This is a genomic window from Cobetia amphilecti (genome assembly GCF_020217465.1).
GTDB lineage: Bacteria > Pseudomonadota > Gammaproteobacteria > Pseudomonadales > Halomonadaceae > Cobetia > Cobetia amphilecti.
The window spans coordinates 13,531-34,183 of record NZ_CP084115.1; the positions used below are offsets into that span (position 1 = coordinate 13,531).

Annotated in this window: 18 protein-coding genes and 1 other RNA gene; 10 read left to right on the forward strand and 9 right to left on the reverse strand. The window is 64.2% G+C overall.

Going from position 1 to position 20,653, the window contains the following annotated elements; all coding sequences use genetic code 11:
* Nucleotides 1-111 precede the first annotated feature (111 nt).
* Nucleotides 112-1,131 carry a lipopolysaccharide heptosyltransferase II gene (waaF, locus tag LCW13_RS00055; protein ID WP_043331640.1) on the forward strand — a complete coding sequence of 340 codons (1,020 nt, stop codon included), beginning with the start codon at nucleotides 112-114 and terminating at the stop codon, nucleotides 1,129-1,131.
* Nucleotides 1,128-2,039, forward strand: coding sequence for a hypothetical protein (locus LCW13_RS00060; protein ID WP_153635001.1), 912 nt, complete (start codon nucleotides 1,128-1,130; stop codon nucleotides 2,037-2,039). Before waaF ends, LCW13_RS00060 begins: the two co-directional genes overlap by 4 nt.
* 162 nt (nucleotides 2,040-2,201) lie before the next feature.
* Here LCW13_RS00060 and LCW13_RS00065 read toward each other — a convergent pair whose 3' ends face one another.
* The 3 genes from LCW13_RS00065 to LCW13_RS00075 form a co-directional block, all read right to left on the reverse strand.
* The gene (locus tag LCW13_RS00065; RefSeq protein WP_153635002.1) at nucleotides 2,202-3,335 is read right to left on the reverse strand and encodes a glycosyltransferase family 4 protein; all 1,134 of its coding nucleotides are present in this window, start codon (nucleotides 3,333-3,335) and stop codon (nucleotides 2,202-2,204) included.
* A 2-nt stretch (nucleotides 3,336-3,337) separates the two neighbouring features.
* Nucleotides 3,338-4,183, reverse strand: a complete 846-nt coding sequence (locus LCW13_RS00070; protein WP_153635003.1) for a glycosyltransferase family 2 protein — start codon at nucleotides 4,181-4,183, stop codon at nucleotides 3,338-3,340.
* Nucleotides 4,184-4,386: 203 nt separating this feature from the next.
* Nucleotides 4,387-5,175: a 3-deoxy-D-manno-octulosonic acid kinase gene (locus LCW13_RS00075; protein ID WP_153635004.1), complete on the reverse strand. Its 789-nt coding sequence runs from the start codon at nucleotides 5,173-5,175 to the stop codon at nucleotides 4,387-4,389.
* Here LCW13_RS00075 and LCW13_RS00080 point away from each other — a divergent pair.
* The 3 genes from LCW13_RS00080 to waaA are packed head-to-tail and all read left to right on the forward strand — an operon-like array spanning nucleotide 5,174 to nucleotide 9,092.
* Nucleotides 5,174-6,337: a glycosyltransferase family 9 protein gene (locus tag LCW13_RS00080; RefSeq protein ID WP_153635005.1), complete on the forward strand. Its 1,164-nt coding sequence runs from the start codon at nucleotides 5,174-5,176 to the stop codon at nucleotides 6,335-6,337. The genes LCW13_RS00075 and LCW13_RS00080 overlap by 2 nt on opposite strands.
* Nucleotides 6,337-7,767: a bifunctional D-glycero-beta-D-manno-heptose-7-phosphate kinase/D-glycero-beta-D-manno-heptose 1-phosphate adenylyltransferase HldE gene (gene hldE, locus LCW13_RS00085; RefSeq protein ID WP_043331637.1), complete on the forward strand. Its 1,431-nt coding sequence runs from the start codon at nucleotides 6,337-6,339 to the stop codon at nucleotides 7,765-7,767. Before LCW13_RS00080 ends, hldE begins: the two co-directional genes overlap by 1 nt.
* A 2-nt stretch (nucleotides 7,768-7,769) precedes the next feature.
* Entirely contained in the window at nucleotides 7,770-9,092 is a 1,323-nt protein-coding gene (gene waaA, locus LCW13_RS00090; protein ID WP_153635006.1) for a lipid IV(A) 3-deoxy-D-manno-octulosonic acid transferase, read from the forward strand.
* 151 nt (nucleotides 9,093-9,243) lie between these two features.
* Here the strand turns inward: waaA and LCW13_RS00095 are convergent, their stop codons facing one another.
* Complete coding sequence (locus LCW13_RS00095; protein ID WP_054556386.1) at nucleotides 9,244-10,020, reverse strand: DeoR/GlpR family DNA-binding transcription regulator; 777 nt, start codon at nucleotides 10,018-10,020, stop codon at nucleotides 9,244-9,246.
* Between the two features lie 319 nt (nucleotides 10,021-10,339).
* Between LCW13_RS00095 and LCW13_RS00100 the strand changes: the two genes are divergently transcribed.
* Together LCW13_RS00100 and LCW13_RS00105 are read left to right on the forward strand one after the other, a co-directional pair.
* Nucleotides 10,340-11,608: a NupC/NupG family nucleoside CNT transporter gene (locus tag LCW13_RS00100; RefSeq protein ID WP_225347452.1), complete on the forward strand. Its 1,269-nt coding sequence runs from the start codon at nucleotides 10,340-10,342 to the stop codon at nucleotides 11,606-11,608.
* 349 nt (nucleotides 11,609-11,957) lie between these two features.
* The gene (locus LCW13_RS00105) at nucleotides 11,958-12,812 is read left to right on the forward strand and encodes an outer membrane protein OmpK (RefSeq protein ID WP_082388693.1); all 855 of its coding nucleotides are present in this window, start codon (nucleotides 11,958-11,960) and stop codon (nucleotides 12,810-12,812) included.
* Nucleotides 12,813-12,952: 140 nt separating this feature from the next.
* Here the strand turns inward: LCW13_RS00105 and LCW13_RS00110 are convergent, their stop codons facing one another.
* Together LCW13_RS00110 and rpiA are read right to left on the reverse strand one after the other, a co-directional pair.
* Nucleotides 12,953-13,678: a DUF3157 family protein gene (locus tag LCW13_RS00110; protein WP_153635008.1), complete on the reverse strand. Its 726-nt coding sequence runs from the start codon at nucleotides 13,676-13,678 to the stop codon at nucleotides 12,953-12,955.
* Between the two features lie 9 nt (nucleotides 13,679-13,687).
* Nucleotides 13,688-14,359: a ribose-5-phosphate isomerase RpiA gene (gene rpiA / locus LCW13_RS00115; RefSeq protein WP_054556388.1), complete on the reverse strand. Its 672-nt coding sequence runs from the start codon at nucleotides 14,357-14,359 to the stop codon at nucleotides 13,688-13,690.
* 237 nt (nucleotides 14,360-14,596) lie between these two features.
* Here rpiA and ilvA point away from each other — a divergent pair, with 237 nt between their 5' ends.
* Nucleotides 14,597-16,120, forward strand: coding sequence for a threonine ammonia-lyase, biosynthetic (ilvA, locus tag LCW13_RS00120; RefSeq protein ID WP_263643043.1), 1,524 nt, complete (start codon nucleotides 14,597-14,599; stop codon nucleotides 16,118-16,120).
* Between the two features lie 779 nt (nucleotides 16,121-16,899).
* Here ilvA and LCW13_RS00125 read toward each other — a convergent pair.
* The 3 genes from LCW13_RS00125 to LCW13_RS00135 all read right to left on the reverse strand — a co-directional run bounded on the left by LCW13_RS00125 (nucleotide 16,900) and on the right by LCW13_RS00135 (nucleotide 18,272).
* On the reverse strand, nucleotides 16,900-17,616 hold the full coding sequence (locus tag LCW13_RS00125) for a 5-formyltetrahydrofolate cyclo-ligase (RefSeq protein ID WP_153635009.1): 717 nt from the start codon (nucleotides 17,614-17,616) through the stop codon (nucleotides 16,900-16,902).
* Nucleotides 17,617-17,638: 22 nt separating this feature from the next.
* Nucleotides 17,639-17,821, reverse strand: a non-coding RNA gene (gene ssrS / locus LCW13_RS00130) — 6S RNA.
* Between the two features lie 73 nt (nucleotides 17,822-17,894).
* Entirely contained in the window at nucleotides 17,895-18,272 is a 378-nt protein-coding gene (locus LCW13_RS00135; protein WP_064503224.1) for a cell division protein ZapA, read from the reverse strand.
* A 260-nt stretch (nucleotides 18,273-18,532) separates the two neighbouring features.
* Here LCW13_RS00135 and LCW13_RS00140 point away from each other — a divergent pair, with 260 nt between their 5' ends.
* Together LCW13_RS00140 and pepP are read left to right on the forward strand one after the other, a co-directional pair.
* Nucleotides 18,533-19,174: a UPF0149 family protein gene (locus LCW13_RS00140; protein ID WP_064503223.1), complete on the forward strand. Its 642-nt coding sequence runs from the start codon at nucleotides 18,533-18,535 to the stop codon at nucleotides 19,172-19,174.
* A 134-nt stretch (nucleotides 19,175-19,308) separates the two neighbouring features.
* A complete protein-coding gene (pepP, locus tag LCW13_RS00145) occupies nucleotides 19,309-20,652 on the forward strand; it encodes a Xaa-Pro aminopeptidase (RefSeq protein ID WP_153635010.1) in 1,344 nt (447 codons plus the stop codon).
* The last annotated feature ends 1 nt before the right edge of the window (nucleotide 20,653 follow it).

Below are 20,653 nucleotides of genomic sequence, written 5' to 3' on the forward strand. Positions count from 1 at the left end.
GCGCGTGCGGACTGAGCGTGTGTGGATTGAGGGTGAGCGCCTGCCTCGCAAGGGCGATGGGGCAGGGCAAGCGCACCCGCAAGGAGGATTGGCCGTGAAGAGGAGCAAGGCATGAGTGAGCGCATTCTGGTGGTCGGGCCCAGCTGGGTCGGCGACATGGTGATGGCGCAGAGCCTGTTCATGACGCTGAAGCAGCGCTCGCCCGGCTGCCGGATCAGTGTGCTGGCGCCCGCCTGGTCGCAGCCGATCATCGAGCGCATGCCCGAGGTCGAGGAGGCACTGGCGTTGCCGGCGGGGCATGGTGACTTCGCCCTTAAGGCGCGCTGGCAGCTCGGGCGTTCGCTGCGTGGGCGCTTCGACCGCGCCATCGTGTTGCCGCGCTCGTGGAAGGCAGCGCTGGTGCCGTTCTTCGCGCGCATTCCGGTGCGCGTCGGCTTCACCGGTGAGCAGCGCTACGGCCTGCTCACCGAGTGCCGCAAGCTCGACAAGTCGGTGCTCGATCAGACCGTCAAGCGCTTCACGTCGCTGGGCCTGCCCGTTGAGGAGGCCAATCCGCCGGCGGGCATCCCGGAGCCCGCTCTGGTCACTGACAGCGCCAATCAGCTGCGCTTGCGCGGCGAGTTGGGACTGGTGGCGCCGCCGGCACCCATCATCGGCATGATGCCCGGGGCGGAATATGGCCCGGCCAAGCAGTGGCCGCTGGCGCACTTTCGCGCGCTTGCCGAGTCATTGACTCGCCAGGGGGCCGAGGTGCGCATCTTCGGTGGCCCCAAGGATGTCGCGGCGGGAGAGGAGATCGCCCAGGGGCTTGCGGGCGTTCACAACCTGTGTGGCAAGACGCGGCTGGCGGATGCGGTGGACCTGATCGCCGAGTGTCGGGAAGTGGTCAGCAATGACTCCGGCCTGATGCATGTCGCGGCCGCGGTAGGGGCCCGTATCCAGGGTATCTACGGTTCCTCGTCGCCGCATTACACGCCGCCGCTGACGGCCAATCGCGAGATCCACTGGCTGGCGCTGGAGTGTTCACCCTGCTTCAAGCGCGTCTGCCCGCTGGGGCATACCAATTGCCTGAACCATATTGCTCCCGAGCGACTGTTGACGGCGATCTCGCTGGATGAGGATGCGCGGTGAACCTGCCGAGAAACCGTACGACGGATGATCTGATCCACCCGCGCATGCGCGGGGCCATGCAGCGTGCTCAGCGGATCGAGGCGCTGCGTGCCTGGTGCGAGCACCACCTGATACTGCCGTTCAGTCGTTGCTGGTTGATGCGCTGGAAGCGCCAGCGTGCACGCCATCAGTCCCTTGAGCGCCGTGGCCTGCCGCGTCATGCGCTGGAAGACGTGATGGGGCAGGAGGCGTTGACGGTCTGGGTCAATCCGCGTGAGCTGGTGCGCGACGTCAACTTCGGGCGTGACAAGCGCAACCGGCCTTCCTCCAACGCCTTCATCTGGGATGGCGACTGGGACCTGCGGCGCGGTGCCTTCCGTTTCGGTTCACGCTCGCGTCTGATGCGGGACCTGATCGAGCATGGCGATGACCTGACGGTGACGGAGCGCTATCAGCACTTGAAGGCCTTGCTGGAGGCGGGCAAGCCGTGGGCGTCTCCGCGTGATGGGCTGTTGATGGACAGTGAGGAGCAGATTCTCGGCTATCTGCGCTGTTATCGCGGTTATCTGCAGGACATGGCCAGCAATGGCTTTCGTCAGGGGGTCACCAAGGACGAGATGGGTGTCGCGGTGACGCGTGAGGGTCGCCTGCTCAAGATCAACCGTGGCCTGCATCGTCTGGCCATGGCGCAACAGGTCGGTGTGCCCAGCGTGCCCGTCGTCATCAAGGCGGTACATCGTGAGTTCTGGGACAGAGTGACCGCTGGTGCCGAAGGCGGTGAGGCCCTGCAGCGGCTGCAGGCTGCGCTGCGTGAGTGTCGACCCGAAAGCGAACCAGGTCCGCTGGATCCCAAGACATATCCCGTATTGGGTGTGGATGAAGGTTGGCCGGATCTGCGCGGCCTGGAGGACGGTGATTCGCGCGCCTGAGTTGCTGACCTGCTGTTTGGAAAAACGAAAAAAGCCCTGTTTCATTGTGATGTTTCACATGAAACAGGGCTTTTTTATTCTCTAGCCGGGCGATAGGTACTTGGATGATAGGTGCCTGGACGATAGGTGCTTGTGGGCCAGCTGTCTGAGATGAAAAGTGGTCTAGCGTGCCAGCCGCTGATAAAGCCCCAGATAGGCCTCGCCCATGGCGCTGGGAGTGAAGCGTGCCAGATGCCTCCGTGCCCCCGCGACCAGCCGCTCCCGACGTGGTGCATCAGCGACGAGTGCCACGATGGCGGCAGCCAGTGCCTGGGCATCGCCGGTGGGTACCAGCACGCCGGTGCTGTCGTCATGCACGATATCGGGGATGCCATCCACATCGCTTGCGATGATCGGTACGCCGTGATCCATCACGTCGAGCAGAATCGAGCCGAGACCCTCGTTGCGTGACGGAAAGGCGAACAGATCGAAGGCTTCCAGATAGTCGCCGACATTGGTGTGGAAGCCTTCCCAGACCAGATTGTCGAGATCGCCACTTTCCGCCTTGAAGGCCGCCTCGTCCTCACCAGCGCCCAGGCAGACGAACAGCAGCTGCGGGTGGCTGTCGCGCAGCCTGCGGGCCGCCTCGATCAGCACTCGCTGGCCCTTGTGGCGGTCCACCAGGGCGCCGACATGCCCGATGACAACACGATCCCCTGCGGGCGTATTGCCGAAATGCTGGCGTAGCTCGGCCACGGCCTGCTTGTCGCTGGGCAGATGGGCGAGGGTGCTGGGAATCAACGCCGTCTCGCCCCATTGGCGCTCCCGCAGGTGAGATTCGATCACCGACGAAATCGCCACCCGGCAGGCGGCCGCGCGATAGGTCAGGCGATTGAACGGCTTGTCCTTCACCGGCTGGGGCACCCGGCGTGTCAGCAGGTAGGGCGTGCCGGTGAGGCGCTGATGCAGCCATGCCCAGTGCACGGCCTTGGCTTCGTGAGCATGCACGATATCGGCGCGGGGCTGGCCGAGATGGCCCTTGAAGCGTCCGCTGATCTCGATCACGTCCACCGTGACGGCAAGCTCAAGCGCCGCCAGTTCGCTGATCAAGGGCGAGCCCCGTAGGCACACCAGTGACTGGCGGATCGGCGCACCGGCTTCGCCGTTCTCCCCCGGACTTGCGCGTCGCGCCAGGTCCGCGATCAGGTTGAGCGTCTGGCGCTCACCGCCGCGAAAGCCGCGTGCCAGATTGACATGGCGTACGTGAAGCGGGCGCGTCACACCTCGCGCGGCAGTCGGCTCACAGCTAGAGGTCATGGTCACCATACCTTGTTGAAATCTTCGGCCTCACGCACCTTGGCGTCGCGCTGGAATTCCAGCAGCTTGGCGTATTTCAGGTAGGCATTGACGCTGGCTGACAGCGCCACCGAGAAGCCATCGACGCCATCGCGGAAGCCGGCCTGGAAGACGAACTTGCGCATGAAGGCATTGCTGGCATGCAGGAAGGGAGTGAAGGCGTTGGCGCGTTTTCCCTTCTGATACATGATCTTGGCGGCGCGGTTCGAGAAACGGCCACTGGCCTTGACGAACAGTTCACCGAGATTGGCGAAGCTGTAATGCTCGAGATCGGCGTCCAGCTCGCAGGGATGGTTGGCCTGCACCGAGCTGTGCTGACGCGAATCGCGGAAGGCGAGTTTCTCGCGGTCATACAGGCGCAGGCAGTAATCGGGATACCAGCCGGCATGCCTCACCCAGCGCGAGCCGATGAAGTTGCGACGGCGTAGCGCGAAGCCATCATGGGGCGTGCTGTCGAGTGCCAGTTCCCGGATGGCGCTGACGGCACCGTCGGTCAGGCGCTCATCGGCATCCAGAGACAGCACCCAGCGGTGGCTGGCATGGCTCGGCCCGACATTCTTCTGCGGCCCGTCGCCCAGGTAGGGTTGATCGATCACCACGGCGCCCATGTTGCGCGCCAGCTCGCAGGTGGCATCGGTGGAGCCGGAATCGACCACGATCAGCTCATCGCAGACCTGGGCCAGCGAGCGCAGGCAGTCCTCGATGTTGTGGGCTTCATTGAGGGTGATGACACAGCCGGTGATGGGTACGGCGGTGTGTAGCTTGCCATCAGAAGAATGGGCGGCCGGGGCCTCGTCGCTCGTATTCATGACGGTCTCTGTCATAAGGGCGCCTGCAGCACGACGGGGTGTGGCAGGCGCCGATGGGACTCAGTGGCAGGCTCGCCTGGGCGATGCGTCTGCCGACGATTCATGTCGCTATCGTACACTGCATGGTCGCCGATGCCTTGCCGGGCGGTATTCTGAAGTGCCATTCGGGAAGCGCCATGCGTGAAGGATCAGTCTTGGTCGGCTCAAGCTTGATAGGCGCTGCGGATGCGGGCCAGGCACGCCGCATGATGTGTCGGGGTGAAGCGGGCCAACGAACGGCCCAGGCGGGAGAGATTGCTCTCGCGCCAGCGTGCATCCGTGGGAGCCTCGGCATGCAGCTGGCAGCGATCGAGATCGATCACGTAGACGCGTTCGCTTTCATCGATCAGCAGGTTGCGTGCGTTGAGGTCGACATGCTCGAGCCCGGCGTCATGCACGGCGCGAATGGCGTGGCCTGTGGCGTCGAGCAGGCGAAGCAGAGCCTCGGGCAGCTCGGCCCCGGCAGTCAGGCGCTGTGCTTCGAGGGCGATCAGGTCATCGGCGAAGGCGCGTGCGCCGGGAATCAGCACCGTGATCAGGGCGGCCTCGTAGGTCAGACCATGCCGCCACACGCAGGCACCGACGGGCTCTGGCACCGGCAGCCCCTGGCGATACAGACGCTCCGTCAGGCGCAGTTCGGCGAAGGCGCGGGTGCGCTCAAGGCCGGTATAGAGGTAGCGCTGACTGGCGAGCTTCGCGATCAGGCCGCCGCGACGATAGGGGCGCAGTGCCCAGCGGCGAGCCGGTGTCGCGGTGGTATTGGCGGGTTGCAGTTCGGCGGGCAAACGACAGACATCGAGGAACAGACTCGCCCCGCGCCCCGGCGCTTCGCCGGTCACGGCGTCGTGTTCGCGCCAGAACGATGGCATGAACCAGTCCGGCGTCATTTGTGGCGCTGTTTCGCCATCATATAGAATGTGGGCATTCTCATTTCGGAAAACTGCCATCCGCATGAAGCATCCTCTCCCTGCCCAGCCCGCACATATCTGCGTGCTCCGGCTCTCCGCTCTCGGCGATGTCTGCAATCTTGTGCCAACGGTACGCGCCTTGCAGCGTCAGTGGCCTGAGGCCCGCATTACCTGGATCGTCGGCAAGGGGGAGCACAGTCTACTGTCCGGCCTGACCGGGGTCGAGTTCGTGGTCTATGACAAGTCCACCGGCCTTGCGGGCATGCGCGCCATCTGGCGGCAGCTCAAGGACACGCACTTCGATGTGCTGCTGCACATGCAGCAGGCACTGCGTGCCAGTGCGCTGTCCCTGGGCCTCAAGGCCAAGGTGCGCATCGGTTACGACCGTGCGCGCGCCAAGGACTGGCAGTACCTCTTTACTTCCCATCAGCTGGCCCCGAGAGAGCGCGCCCACGTGCTGGAGTCGTTCATGGACTTCGCGCGTACGCTGGGTGTCGAGGACTGCCGCCTCGACTGGCGCCTCGATGTACCGCCCGAGGCCTACACCGAAGCCGCACGCGTCACCGGTGAGGCGCCGTATCTGATCATCAGTCCGTGTGCCAATCCGCGACTGCGCAACTTCCGCAACTGGTCGCCGGAAGGCTATGCGGCGGTCGTCGATCATGCCTGGCAGCAATATGGCATCCGCAGCGTGATGACCGGTGGCGGCAGCCCGCAGGAACGTGAAATGGGCGCGCGCATCAAGGCGCTGGTCAGCGAAGGCGCGGTCATCGATGCCATCGGTGGCACCTCGCTCAAGGGCCTGTTGGCGATGATCGATCGCGCCGTGGCCGTGATCGCGCCGGATTCCGGCCCGGTGCACATGGGCAATGCGCTCAACACGCCGGTGATCGGCCTGTACGCCACCACCAACCCCGAGCGCGCGGCACCGTACTGCTGGCAGCATCTGGTGGTCAATCGCTATCCGGACGCCGTGAAGACCTATCTTCACAAGCAGATGGACGAGATCAACTGGGGCCAGCGCGTGCGCCATCAGGACGCCATGAGCCTGATTCGCGCCGAGGATGTCATCGCGCGCCTCGCTGAGCTGCTGGCGGACACCGATGGCGTCATTCGTGGCCAGAGCTGCGAACGTCTGCCGGTCGCGGCTGTCTCCTCTACGGATACCTCTTCTTCCCAATCCCCCTCTGCACGCGGAGACGCCTGATGAAGCTTGATCTGACTGCGCTTGAACAGGCTCGCCTGCTGGTCGTGGGTGATGTGATGCTCGACCGCTACTGGCACGGTGGCACCTCACGCATCTCGCCGGAAGCACCGGTACCGGTGGTACGAGTCGGCGAGAGCGAAGACCGCCCCGGCGGTGCCGCCAACGTCGCGCTCAACATCGCCTCGCTCGGCGCACATGCCACCCTCGCGGGTGTGGTCGGTGAGGATGACAACGCTGCCATCCTCACGCGCGCGCTGGAAAACGCCAATGTCATCACGCGCTTCCAGGCCAGTGACAGCGTGCCGACCATCACCAAGCTGCGCGTGATGAGCCGCAATCAGCAGCTGCTGCGCCTCGATTTCGAGGAGCCGCTGCACGAGGTGGATACCAGCGCGCTGGTGAGCCAGGTCGAGGCCGAGCTGGGCGCCAGTGGCGTGATGATTCTCTCCGACTACGGCAAGGGCTCGCTGAATCAGGTCGAGGCGCTGATCGCCGCTGCGCGTGCGGCGGGCAAGCGTGTGCTGGTCGACCCCAAGGGCAGTGATTTCTCGCGCTATCGCGGCGCCAGCATCATCACCCCCAACCTGACCGAATTCGAGACCATCGTCGGGCCGTGCCGCAGCGATGAGGAACTGGCCGAGAAGGGCGAGGCACTGCGTGCCGAGCTCGAGCTGGAAGCCCTGCTGGTGACGCGCAGCGAGAAGGGCATGACCCTGATCCGCGAGGGCTATCAGCCGCTGCACCTGCCGACGCATGCGCGTGAGGTCTACGACGTCACCGGTGCCGGCGATACGGTGATCGGCGTGCTGGGCCTGGCGCTGGCGGCCGGTCACGCCTTCCCGGAAGCCGTGATGCTGGCCAACCTGGCCGCGGGTCTGGTGGTCGCCAAGCCGGGCACCGCGACCCTGTCGGTGGCGGAGCTCTACACCGCGCTGCACGGCGACAAGCTGGCGGAATTCGGCGTGATCCAGGAGTCCGCGCTCATCCCGGCAGTCAAGGCCGCCCAGGCACGCGGCGAGCGCGTGGTGATGACCAATGGCTGCTTCGACATCCTGCACGCCGGTCACGTGGCCTACCTGCAGGAAGCGGCACGCCACGGCGATCGCCTGATCGTGGCCGTCAACGACGACGACTCGGTGGCACGCCTGAAGGGGCCGACACGCCCGATCAACCCGGTGCTGCGCCGCATGCAGGTGCTGGCGGGCCTCGGTGCGGTCGCCTGGGTGGTGCCCTTCAGCGAGGACACCCCGGCACGCCTGATCGAGGCCGTGCTGCCGGATGTGCTGGTCAAGGGCGGCGACTATCGTCCCGAAGAGATTGCCGGGGGAGAGGCGGTTATCGCCAATGGCGGTGAAGTCCGCGTGCTCGGTTTCGAGGACGGCGTCTCCACCACCGCGATGATCGCCACCATTCTCGATCGCGAGGACTAGGCGTGAGCCTTGCCCGCGGCCTCTACAGCACCGCGCTGACCCTGTTGTCGCCCCTCATCTGGCAGCGGGTCTGGCGCGAGCACGATGCCCAGCACCCGCGCCTGGAGCGGCTGGGTATCATCCCCTCTACGCCGAGCACCACGCCCGACAGTGAGCGCCCCATCTGGCTGCACGCCGCCTCGCTGGGCGAGGTGGTGATGGTGGCGAGTCTCGTCGAGGCACTGCGTCAGCGCTACCCACGGCGCCCGCTGGTGCTGACGACCATGACAGCCACCGGCGCTGCACAGGCCGCACGTCTGCTGCATACCCCGCAGGGCTCGCCCGAGCTTGCCCCGGCCCGTCACCATTATCTGCCGCTGGATTTCCCGCTGAGCGCGCGGCGCTTCGTGCGTCGGCTGCGTCCGGCGCTGGCGATCATGGTGGAAACCGAGCTGTGGCCCAACCTGATGGCGGCCTGCGCGCGGGATGACATTGCGCTGTGCGTCATCAATGGCCGCCTGTCGCCGCGCGCCTTCCAGCGCTATCGCAGGATCGGCGCCCTGATGCGCGACAGTCTTGCTCACGTCAGTGGCCTGTCGGCCAAGTCGCAGCAGGATCTGGAGCGTTTCATGGCGCTTGGCCTGCCGCCAGCGTGCGGCGCGGCCGTCGGCTCGCTCAAGTTCGAACTGGACATTGCTGAACAGGTCATTGCCGACGGCCAGTCGCTGCGCCAGTCATTCGCGCAGCGGCCGGTATGGATCGCCGCCTCGACGCATGACGGCGAGGATGGCCAGATACTCGCGGCGCATGCCGCGGTGCGTGACCAGCATCCTCAGGCCTTGCTGCTGTTGGTACCGCGCCATCCGCAGCGCTTCGAGGCAGTGGCCGCTCAGGCGGCGCAGTGGTGTCAGGCGCGCGGCGAGAGCAGCCTGCGGCGCAGTGCCATGTCAGAGAGCGGCACCGAGGTGGTTGGCGCCGTATCGGTACTGGTCGGTGACAGTCTCGGGGAATTGCTGACGCTGTATGCGGCCAGTGATATCGCCTTTATCGGCGGCAGTCTGATGCCCATCGGCGGGCACAACCTGCTCGAGCCCGCCGCGTTGGGGCTGCCACTGCTGAGTGGCCCATCGCTGGACAACTTCAGCGAGATCGCCGAGGTGATGACCGCGGAAGGCGCGCTTCAGGTCGTCGCGGATGACACGGCATTGGCCGAGGCGGTGAATGCGCTGTTCTCGGATCAGGCCGCGCAGCAGATGGCAGGTCAGGCGGCCAGTCAGGTCGTGGAGCGCAATCGCGGCGCGCTGAGTGGCACCTTGGCGATGCTCGAGCACCACCTGCCGCTGTGACGTCCCTGCGCACGCAAAGTGTGCATTGACTGTCTGGTCAGACAGAAAACGCCGCACAATCGTGCGGCGTTTTCTGTTTGTCAGTGGTCTGGCGCTGCGAGTGGCCTGGCTCTTTCCTGCGAAGCAATCGACAGGCTCGGCAATCTGCAGCTCAGCAGTCGACAAGCTCGGCTGTCACGCCCATTTCTGCCTCCAGCGCCCCCAGGCAATCACGTGCGGCGGGGCTGGCATTGCTGATCACCACATCAAAGTCACTCAGCGGGGCGATGAAGGCGGGGCGCACCATCTCGAACTTGCGCGCATCGACGATCAAGAAGCGCTGCATCGCGCTTTCCAGAGCGGCCTGCTTGGCTGCGACCTCATGGAAATGGAAGCAGCTGACGCCTCGCTCGGCATGCACTCCGCCCGCCGAGAGAAAGGCCTTGTTGATGCCGAGGCGGCGGATGGCTTCCGGCATGTCGGTGGCGGTGAATGACTGGGTGGCCGGGTGAAACAGGCCCCCCAGCATCACCAGCCGCACCCCGGGCAGATGGCCGACCGCATTGGCCACATTCAGGGCGCAGGTCACCAGGGTCAGCGTCTGCTGGCGGTCGATGGCGGCCGCAAGATGGACCAGCGTGGTGCCGCAATCCACGTACAGGGTGTCGCCGTCCTCGATATGACTGGCCAGCTGCTGGCACAGCGCTTGCTTGATCGGGGCGCTGGCGTCGATCTCGCGATCCAGGCGATAGACGCTGCCGGCGGATGAATCGACCAGCAACAGGCGGCCACCCAGAATTTCCAGCAGTCCGTTGCTGTGCGCCACGTCGCGACGAATGGTCATCTCCGAGACGGCGCATAGCTGTGCGGCGTCGCTCAGTTGCAGAGGGCTGCCTTCGCGCAGAATGGCCTGCAGGCGGTCGAGTCGGGCGGCGCTGTGATTGTTCATGCGGCTTTTGTCCTTTGGTGCCGGTTCCGATGAGGGAGCGTTGGCGAAAACCTGGGCTGAAGCGCCACGTCCCACGTCAGAAGCAGATGATAAACCACTGACACACAGGGAGAACCTCAAAAATGCCCCTGACACTGCCAGTCTGGCACTGGAAGACAAGTGGGCGTGAGGTAAAACGGACGTATTGACTATTTGGTCAGGCTGTGACTTTTTGAACATGGTGAGAATGCAGGATAACACTGCACGACGTTGAGAACGGGTCGTCGCAGCCCTGCACGCAGCACCCATAACAACCACAAGAACCCTCAGGATCTTCCCAATGAATCCCCTCATGAGTCTCGTCGGGATGGCTTCGCTCATCCTCATTGCCGTGGCGCTGTCGTCGAATCGACGCGCCATTCGCCTGCGTACCGTGGGTGGTGCCTTTGCCATCCAGCTGGCCATCGGCGCCTTCGTGCTCTACACCTCCTTCGGCCAGGGAGTGCTGGCCGGTGTCTCCGGTGCCGTCAGTCAGGTGGTCAACTATGCCGATCAGGGCATCAACTTCCTGTTTGGCAGCCTGGCCAATCCGGGCAGTGGTGTCGGCTTCATCTTCGCGGTCAAGGTGCTGCCGATCATCATCTTCTTCTCATCGCTGATCGCGGTGCTCTACTACCTCGGCATCATGCAGTGGGTGATTCGCCTGCTGGGCGGCGGCCTGCAGCGTGTGCTGGGCACGTCGCGTACCGAGTCGCTCTCGGCCACGGCCAACATCTTCGTCGGTCAGACCGAGGCGCCGCTGGTGGTCAAGCCGTATCTGGCCAGCATGACGCGCTCCGAGCTGTTCGCGGTGATGTGTGGTGGCCTGGCCTCCGTCGCCGGTTCGGTGCTGGGCGGCTATGCGGCGCTGGGCATTCCGATGGAATATCTGGTGGCGGCATCCTTCATGGCCGCGCCCGGCGGGCTGCTGTTCGCCAAGCTGCTGTTCCCGGAGACGGAGAAGCCGGATGACTCGATCGCCCTCGCCGATGCTGCCCTCAAGGATGATGATGCGCCCTCCAATGTGCTGGACGCTGCGGCCTCCGGTGCGTCTTCCGGCCTCAAGCTGGCGGCCAATGTCGGGGCGATGCTGCTGGCCTTCATCGCGCTGATCGGCCTGATCAACGGCATTCTCGGCGGCGTGGGTGGCTGGCTCGGCATGGACACGCTGAGTCTCGACATGATTCTCGGCTGGTTGTTCGCGCCGCTGGCCTTCCTGCTGGGCGTGCCGTGGAGCGAGGCGACCCTGGCGGGTTCCTTCATCGGCCAGAAGCTGGTGGTGAACGAGTTCGTCGCCTACATCAATCTGGCGCCCTACCTCAGCGGTGACAGCATCGTCGCGGCCACCGGCGCGGTGATGACGCCCTACACCATGGCAGTGCTGTCGTTCGCGCTGTGCGGCTTCGCCAATCTGTCGTCGATCGCCATCCTGCTGGGGGGGCTGGGCAGTCTGGCACCGACACGCCGTCATGAGATCGCAAGCCTGGGGCTCAAGGCGGTACTCGCCGGCACGCTGTCCAATCTGATGTCGGCGGCGATTGCCGGTTTCTTCCTGGCGCTGGCGGCCTGATGCATTCCTCGCTCTCCGCCCGGTCAGTCGACGGGAGCCATCCTGCCGGCATGCGCCGGGCGGCAAGCGAGGAAACATCGGGGCGTCATCTCGGGGAAGCCGAGGGTGGCAAGGTGCCAGGCGAGAGTGTGAAAAGGTTCACATTGTCGTCGAGGGCACGTTGATCACCCCCGAAATGTCGCTCTGTCGTTTTTGCGAGGAAGTGCTAACATCGCCGCCTTTCCAGACTGGGCCCCGTGCGAGTTTCACTCCCGCGCCTTCGTCGGACTTCATAGCGACAAGACCCGCTCAGCGGGCAAGACCACAAGAATTCGAACAGTCTCATCATTCAGGACAGGATCGTTACGCGATGACCATGCTCAAGACCCTCGCGGCCAGCACTCTGGCTGCCACCACGCTGCTGACCGCTGCAGCACCGGCGCAGGCTACTGACTTCAATGGCGATATCCACGCCAATGATTACAAGTGGCTGACCTTCAACCTGATGCGCAGTGAAGACAACCGCCTGCCGTTCCGCAACAGCGAAGATACCTACCTGGAGATGGAGTTCGGCGGCCGCTCGGGCATCGTCGATCTCTACGGGTATGTCGACTTCTTCGACCTGCTGGACGACAGCTCCGATGACCTGAACGACGGCGACAACTTCTTTGCCAAGCTGGCGCCGCGCTTCTCGCTGGACGCCATGACCGGTTACGACCTGTCGTTCGGCCCGGTGGATGAGCTCTACATCGCCACCGTCACCAACATCGGTGACAACGGCGCATTCGGCGGTCTGTGGGAGCACTACGTCGGCCTGGGCAGCGATGTGCAGGTGCCGTGGTTCGGCAAGATGGGCTTCAACCTCTACGCGCGTTACGTGCGTGAGAACTACGGCGGCGAAGACGAGAGCAAGTGGGACGGCTACATGGCCTCCACCAACTGGTTCAAGCCGTTCGTCAACTTCGATGATGGCAGTTTCATCGCCTATCAGGGCTACCTGGACTACAAGTTCGATGCCGACGAAGTGGGCAGCCAGGCGGGCCGCAGCGTCAACAGCATGGAGTGGTTCAACGGTATCTACTACCACACCCAGCGCTATGCGATCGGCTATGGCCTGAAGTACTACAACAACATGGCGTTCTTCACCGATGGCTCCACTGCCACCGGCGTTCGCCAGGACACCACCGGCTTCGGCAACTACTTCAGCATCAACTACAAGTTCTGATCACCGCTTCGCTCTCGCTGAGCGACCGGCGCTAAAACAGAAACGGGAAGCCCCTCAGGGCTTCCCGTTTTTCGTCTGGCTGCTGTGGCATCTGACACCTGGAAGCTGGCATCCGGCATCCGGCATCCGGCATCCGGTGATCAGCGGAACTCCACCTCGGTGACTTCCACGCGCACCAGCTGGCGTGACCACTCACCCTCCGGCAGCGAGACGCGCACTTCGCGGCTATCGCGTGTCTGGCCGGGGCGCAGGTAGGTCTGGGGCAGGCGATATTCACCGACCCACAGCGGCACCTCACGCGTCGCGAGCAGATGGCCATCATCGGCATACAGGCGCAGTCTGGCCTGCACGCCGATGACACTCTGGCCGGCCGTGTTGTCGAGGCTGAACTGCAGAAGCGCCTCGTCATCCTCTTCGCTCACCGAGGACAGGCGCGCGACCAGACCATCGCGGTGGCCTTCACTCAACAGCCGCGGATTGGCCAGCGCGCTGCTGTTGAGGCGTGACGCGCTGTCAGGCGCTGCGTTGCTGGCACTGGTAGAGGCCGCACCGGCTGATGGTGAGGTCGAGTCGCCCGGCGCAGTGACCGCCGCCGTCACCGGCACAGCCGTCGAGGTCGGCACCAGCGCGCTGCCAGCGCCAGTTTCCACGGACGGTTGTGTGGCCGGGGGGGAAGCGGCCTGTACCTCATCCAGCTGATATTCCCAGCTGTGGTCCGGCTTGAGCAGGATCTTGACGCCGCTGTCGAGCGTCACGGTGACTGGCTGGCTGATCGGCAGGCTATCGGCCAGCGCCAGCGGACTTGCGCTGGCTGCCAGCAGCAGTGCGGTCGCCAGGCGCAGTCGTGGGCGCAGATTCATCGTCATGCCAGCTCCTCAGGCAGTGATGCGTTCGACGCCACTTTCGCGTCCCACCAGCAGCACATCGGCACCGCGTGCCGCGAACAGGCCGTTGGTGACGACACCGACGATGGCGTTGATGCGCGCTTCCATGGCGATCGGGTCCTCGATCAGGAAATTGTAGCAATCGAGGATACGGTTGCCGTTGTCGGTCAGCACGCCATCGCGGTAGACCGGGTCGGCGCCCAGCTTGACCAGCTCACGCGCGACATAGGAGCGCGCCATCGGAATGACTTCCACCGGCAGCGGGAAGCCGCCGAGAATATCCACCTGCTTGGAGCCATCGGCGATGCACACGAAGCGCTCGGCGCAGGCCGCGACGATCTTCTCGCGGGTCAGCGCGGCGCCGCCGCCCTTGATCATCGCCAGGCGCGGGTCGATCTCGTCGGCACCATCCACGTAGACCGGCACGGTGCCGACATGGTTGAGTTCGAAGACGTCGATGCCATGGCCCTTGAGGCGCTCGGCAGTGGCTTCGGAGCTGGCGACGGCACCGGCGAAGTCGTGACGCACTTCCGCCAGCGCATCGATGAACAGATTGGCCGTCGAGCCGGTGCCGACGCCGATGATGGTGTCGCGGCTCAGCAGTGGGCGAATCTCGTCAAGGGCGGCGCGGGCCACGGCCTGCTTCAGCTCATCCTGGGTCATGTGATACCTCGGGTCGGTGGGGCGGTGGTGAAAGTGGGCATTGGCGCGGTCTTCCCCGCGTGGCCAGCAGTTTACCGCCGACAGGCACTGGAAAACGGCTTGACGTGAAGCGCAACGCCGGAAAACGCCACATTATAACGGCAAACCCGGCGATGGCGCTGGACGCTCTCGCCAGCGGTCTGATAACAATGGGGGTTCGGTCGCGCTCATGCGGCCCGCGCTGTGACACATCAGGACATTCCTATAATGCTCGAACATTACGTCAAGAAAATCCTGTCGGCTCGTGTCTACGAAGCCGCCCATGAAACTCCGCTCTCGCCGGCACCCTTGTTGTCGCGTCGTTTCGGCAATCACATCTTCATCAAGCGTGAAGACCTGCAGCCTGTCTATTCCTTCAAGATTCGCGGCGCCTACAACAAGATGGCCCAGCTGACGGATGAACAGAAGGCGTGTGGCGTGATTGCGGCCTCGGCCGGCAATCATGCGCAGGGCCTGGCGATGGCGGCCAAGCTGATGGGCGTCAAGGCAGTGATCGTGATGCCGCGCATTACGCCGGAAATCAAGGTGCAGGCCGTGCGCGAGCGCGGCGCGCGGGTGATTCTCAAGGGCGACGCCTTCCCCGAGGCACTGGCCCACGCGCGTACCCTGATGGACGAGCACGGCTATACCTTCATTCCGCCCTATGATGACCCGGATGTCATTGCCGGCCAGGGCACCGTCGGCATGGAAATCCTGCGTCAGCACCCCGGCAAGATCGATGCGATCTTCGTGCCGGTCGGGGGCGGTGGTTTGATCGCCGGTGTCGCGGCCTACGTGAAGTACCTGCGCCCCGAGATCCGCGTCATCGGGGTCGAGGCGGAAGATGCCGCCTGCCTCAAGGCGGCCATGGAAGCCGGCGAACGCGTGGTGCTGGACCAGGTCGGCGTGTTCGCCGAAGGCGTGGCGGTCGCGCAGATCGGCGCGGCACCGTTCGAGCTCATCCAGCACACCGTCGATGAGGTCATCACCGTCAATACCGACGAGATGTGTGCGGCGGTCAAGGACATCTTCGAGGATACGCGCGCCGTCTCCGAAACCAGTGGCGCACTGTCACTGGCGGGCCTCAAGAAATACGTCCAGCAGTCAGGCGCGGAAGGGGAGACGCTGGTGTGCATCAACTCCGGTGCCAACACCAACTTCGATCGCCTGCAGCACATTGCCGAGCGCACCGAGCTGGGCGAGCAGCGTGAGGCGATTCTGGCCGTGACGCTGCCGGAGCGCCCGGGGGCCTACAAGCAGTTCTGCAAGGTGATCGGCAAGCGCATGGTCACCGAGTTCAACTATCGCTATGCCAACCCGGAGGAAGCGCATGTCTTCGTCGGCGTGCAGGTCAAGCCGGGCGGTGAAGACCGCGCCGCTGTGGTCGAGAAGCTGCGTGAGGCGGGCTATGCGGTGGAAGACCTGACCGACAACGAACTGGCCAAGCTGCACACGCGTCATCTGGTCGGTGGGCGCACGACCAGCGATCTCGAGGAAGAGGTCTATCGTTTCGAATTCCCGGAGCGCCCTGGCGCCCTGATGAATTTCCTCACCCACCTGCCGGCGGACTGGAATATCTCGCTGTTCCACTACCGTAACCACGGCGCGTCGCATGGCCGGGTGTTGATCGGAATGCAGATCCCCAATGGCGACCGCGCGCGGGTCGAGGAATATTTCAATGAGATAGGCTATCGCTTCTGGAAAGAGAGCGACAATCCCGCCTATCGCCTGTTTCTGTCCTGAGCGAGGCAAGCGATGGGGCGATGATGGCTATATGAGTCATTTGCGTTGAAGGCGGCGAGCTGAGGCGCAGCTCATCATGCTTCATTGGTCATATTCGTGGAAAGAAAAGCCCCGGCCTTCGCGTGGAAGGCCGGGGCTTTTTCATGCGTATCCGGCGGGCATGCCGCAGGAAATTCCACATTTCATGCCAGGCGCGAAAAAGAACGGTGTTTTTGATGGAAGCCCTTGTCGGCTTGGGCGAGCAGACATCAAAAGCTGCGTGGAAAAGCGTCCATTCAAACGATTGCATGGTGATTGTCATACAGAAGTCAGATGCCTATCATCTGGTCACTGTCAGGAAGACAGTCATCGACAACCGTCACGCGAAAGCCACTGACGATATAAGAAGAAGCCCGCTCTCATGAAACGTAAGCCCGATCTGGTCATGGCCCTGGTATTCATCTTCGGGATTGGTGTAGTGGCAACCGGCTACGCCCAGACCGTAATGGGTTCCTGAATCCTGCGCTGCTGCCATCACCGGCGGTAGCGGTGCTGCTGGCGTCAGTCTCTCTGGCGCCACGCACCCATGCCATGACCCTCCTGCCAGGCTTTCCAGCGTTTCTGCTCCCGGCTTTCCAGCTCCCCGACTCCCCCTCAGCTTGACCCCTCGTCTGGCTTCACTGCGTTGCTGCTTCGCCTCCTCACAGATAGCCCCTTTCTGCCTGCTTTCACCCTCGTGCTCCGGCGTCTCGCGGTCGTCTCATGGTCGTGCCATCGATCTCGTCGTAAAGCCCGGCGCCTCATTCGGCACGGGCAGGACGCACGACTTCGCGATCACTGATGATGGCGTCCAGCGGGACATCCCAGGACTGTACCGGCAGGGCGGGGACTTTCTGACAGTGGTGGGCGAGGCCGATCAACAGTGGCCGTGGGCCGGGACGGCGCGTAAAGGCGAAGCTGCGATCGTAGAAGCCACCGCCCATGCCGATGCGAGCCCCGCGCCCATCGAAGCCGACCAGTGGCATCAAGACGACATCCAGCGCCCAGGCAGGCAGGCGCCGCGCCCTGGAAGCCCCATGACGGGTGTCCGGTTCGGCGATGCCGAAGCGGTTGCTGACCAGGGGTGTCTGATCGTCGTAGCGCACGAACCATAGCGAATTGGCCGCGAACGGACGCAGTACCGGCAGATAGACCTTCGCTCCCCGTCGCTGCAGCCAATCGCACAGACGCGTGGCATCGATCTCGCCATCGTAGGGCAGATACAGGGCGACGTGGCGGGCGCGCAACAGTTCTGGCAGCCGTTTCAGCTGACGCAGGAGTGCATCTTCGGCTTGCAGACGAATGGCAGGTGGTAGCTGACGGCGGCGTTGGCGCAGCAGACGGCGAAGCGCACGGCGGTCGGCCTGAGGGTGATCGAGCTCGCTGGGCAGTGCCCAGAGCGTGGTATCGAGTGCTGCAGAAGGGAGTGGCGAGCGTGGGCTCGCGGATGCGGCATAGGCCGCGGGGGGCTTGTGCATGCCTGACAATCTCCGTCAGACAGGGTTCTCCAAGGTGCCGGTGTTACCGGGGGCCCTTGAACCCAGCGGTTCAAGGTGGGTAGTCCCGCGCAGCGCATCAGGCGTTCCGACGCACGGACATGCACACAGCACTGCGCAGTGGACTCCCTGGGAATAGCTTATAAGCTCGAGGGACATCGGCAACTGTCGTACACCCCAGAGAACTCATTCAGTCTACCAAACCCCGCCTGCCTGCCCAAGGGCTAATCCTGTCGGGAACAATCTGTTGCCTGAATGTATCAGTTGTTTGATTCTGAAGCGTTTTTACGCTCAGCAGCGCGCGCCTTCGCCTGATCGGCATAGTCGGCTGGCAGCTGACTGAGCGCGGCATCCAGTTGACGGTCCAGCGCGGTGAGGCGAGTCTCGAAGTCGCGCTGTAGGGCGCGTTCGCTGTCACGGCTGTTGATCAACTCATGCGAGATATTGAGCGCTGCCATCAGGGCGACCTTGTCGGCGCTGATGGTGTTGCCGCGCTGCTGGATGCCTTGCATGGCGAGATCCAGATAAGCCGCCGCACGGGTCAGGCCATCTTCCTCGCCGGGCTGACAGCTGACGGTATAGCTGCGGCCGAGCAGGCTGATCTCGGTGGTATTGCGTGGGGTGGCGGAATCGCTCATGTAGATCCTCTCGGGCCTTGTCCGGCGTCATCCAGATTGATGCCGACGTCCTGCTGTCAGTGCGTCACCGTCGCAGTCAGGACGGCAAGCCAGAAGGAGGGCCAGTGCGGTAAGATGGGGGCATTCTCGAGCCACTATAGAGAGCCGCTTCTGGAGGGTCAACGCGCCGCGCGGCGCGGCTGCCTTGTGCTGCAGCACATCCTTCAGATGCCATTCTCCCGCTACAGAACCACTTCTCACTGACTCAATGGGGCCGCATCATGGCGATCATCAACGATACCTTCGACTTCTCGCTCGTCGCAGACCACTTCCTGGCTCACGGCAGCCTCAACAATCCCTCCTTCCTCGATGGTCAGCTGGTAGCCGCACTGGCGCTGGATGACATCAGTGCCGAGGATTGGCTGGCGCGCGTCTGCGCCTCGCTGGGGGTCGAGCAACCGGCCACGCGTGAGGCCGGTGAAGTCTTCCTCACCTGGCGCACGCGCAATCAGGAGCGTCTGGCCGCCAGCGAGATGAGCTTCGAGCCGCTGCTGCCGGATGACATGTTCTCGCTGGCCGAACGTGGTCAGAGCCTGCGCGAATGGACGCTGGGCTTCCAGGAAGAGCTGGCCGGTGCCGATGACGATGTCCGTAGTGGCTGGAGTCAGGCGCTCAAGGATGCGCTGAGCGATGTCGAAGCCATCTCGAGCGGCCTCGCCAATGCCGAAGACCTCGACGACGACAACGCCGAGGACGAGGCCGACCTGTTCGCGCTGGCTGACCATGTGCGCATGGCGGCCTTGCTGCTTTACACCGAGCAGCACCCGGGCAACCCGGACGTCGAGAAGCCCAGCGATGACCAGCTGCCGGAAGGCGGTCTCGAGGGTAGCCTCGGCGTCAGCTCACGTACCGATACCCACTGAATCGATGGTCACCCACCGCTTGCGCCGCGTCTGATGCAAGGCTGGTACAAGAGGGCGGGTGACCCCATCTACAGCATCACGCCTGTTTGTCACTCGAACGCGCCATGCTCGGCGGGTTCTCGACGGAGATTGCCATGACTGCCCCAGCCATCCTGCCCGCACCTGCTGCCCTGACGGCAGAGGATTTTCGTGCACGCCGCCAGCGCCTGATCGCGCAGCTGCCGCAGGGGGCTGCCGCATTGGTGGTCTCGTCGGGCCTGGCCCAGCGCAACCGCGACAGTGAATACAACTTCCGTCAGAACAGCGACTTCCACTATCTGACCGGCTGGCCGGAACCCGAGGCCGCCTTGCTGTTGCTGCCCGGGCGCGCCGAAGGGGAGAGCGTGCTGTTCTGTCAGGAGAAGGACCCGCTGGCCGAAGCCTGGACCGGCATCCGCATCGGCGCCGAGGGTGCCGTCGCCACGGCAGGCTTCGATCAGGCCTTCACCAATGAGGCCCGTGATGAGGTGATGGCCAGCCTGCTGGATGGCCGCGAGCGTCTCTATGTGCTGTTCGAGGATGACGAAGCCCTGGCGCTGGCTCAAGCGCTGCGCGATGAGCTGGCCGCCGCGGTGCGTCGCGGAGCACGGCCGCCGGCCGCCTTCGAGGATCTCGCGCCGCTGCTGCATGAGCAGCGCCTGATCAAGGATGAGCGTGAGCTGGCACTGATGCGCCACGCCGCCGAGATTTCCGCGCGCGCGCATGTGCGTGCGATGCAGATCAGCCGTCCCGGCCTGCACGAGTATCATCTGCAGGCCGAGATCGAGCATGAATTCCAGTGGCAGGGGGCGCCGGCTCCGGCCTACACCAGCATCGTCGGGGCGGGTGTGAATGCCTGTGTGCTGCACTACATCGAGAATCGCGCGCCGCTGGAGGATGGTCAGCTGGTGCTGATCGATGCCGGCGCCGAGTACGCCCTCTATGCCGGCGACATCACGCGTACCTTCCCGGTCAATGGCCGCTTCAGTGAGCCGCAGCGCCGTCTGTACGAGATCGTGCTCAAGGCGCAGGAGCGTGCGGTGGCCGCCGTGGTACCGGGTGCAACGTTGGTGGGCATTCACCAACAGGTGGTGCATGACCTGACCACGGGGCTGGTCGAGCTGGGCCTGTTGCAGGGCGAGGTCGAGGAATTGATCAGCAGCGATGCCTACCGTCGCTTCTATCTGCACTCCACCTCGCATTGGCTGGGGCTGGATGTGCACGACGTGGGCAGCTATCGCGAAGCGGGTGAGCCACGTCCGCTGGTGCCGGGCATGGTGCTGACCATCGAGCCGGGCCTCTACATTCCGCAGGACGGCGACATTCCTGTCGAATATCGCGGCATCGGCATTCGCATCGAGGACGACGTCGCGGTGACTGCCGCGGGCCACGAGGTGTTGAGTCATGGCGTGCCCAAGTCCGTCGAGGCCATCGAGGCGCTGATGCGCGCGGAGGCCTGAC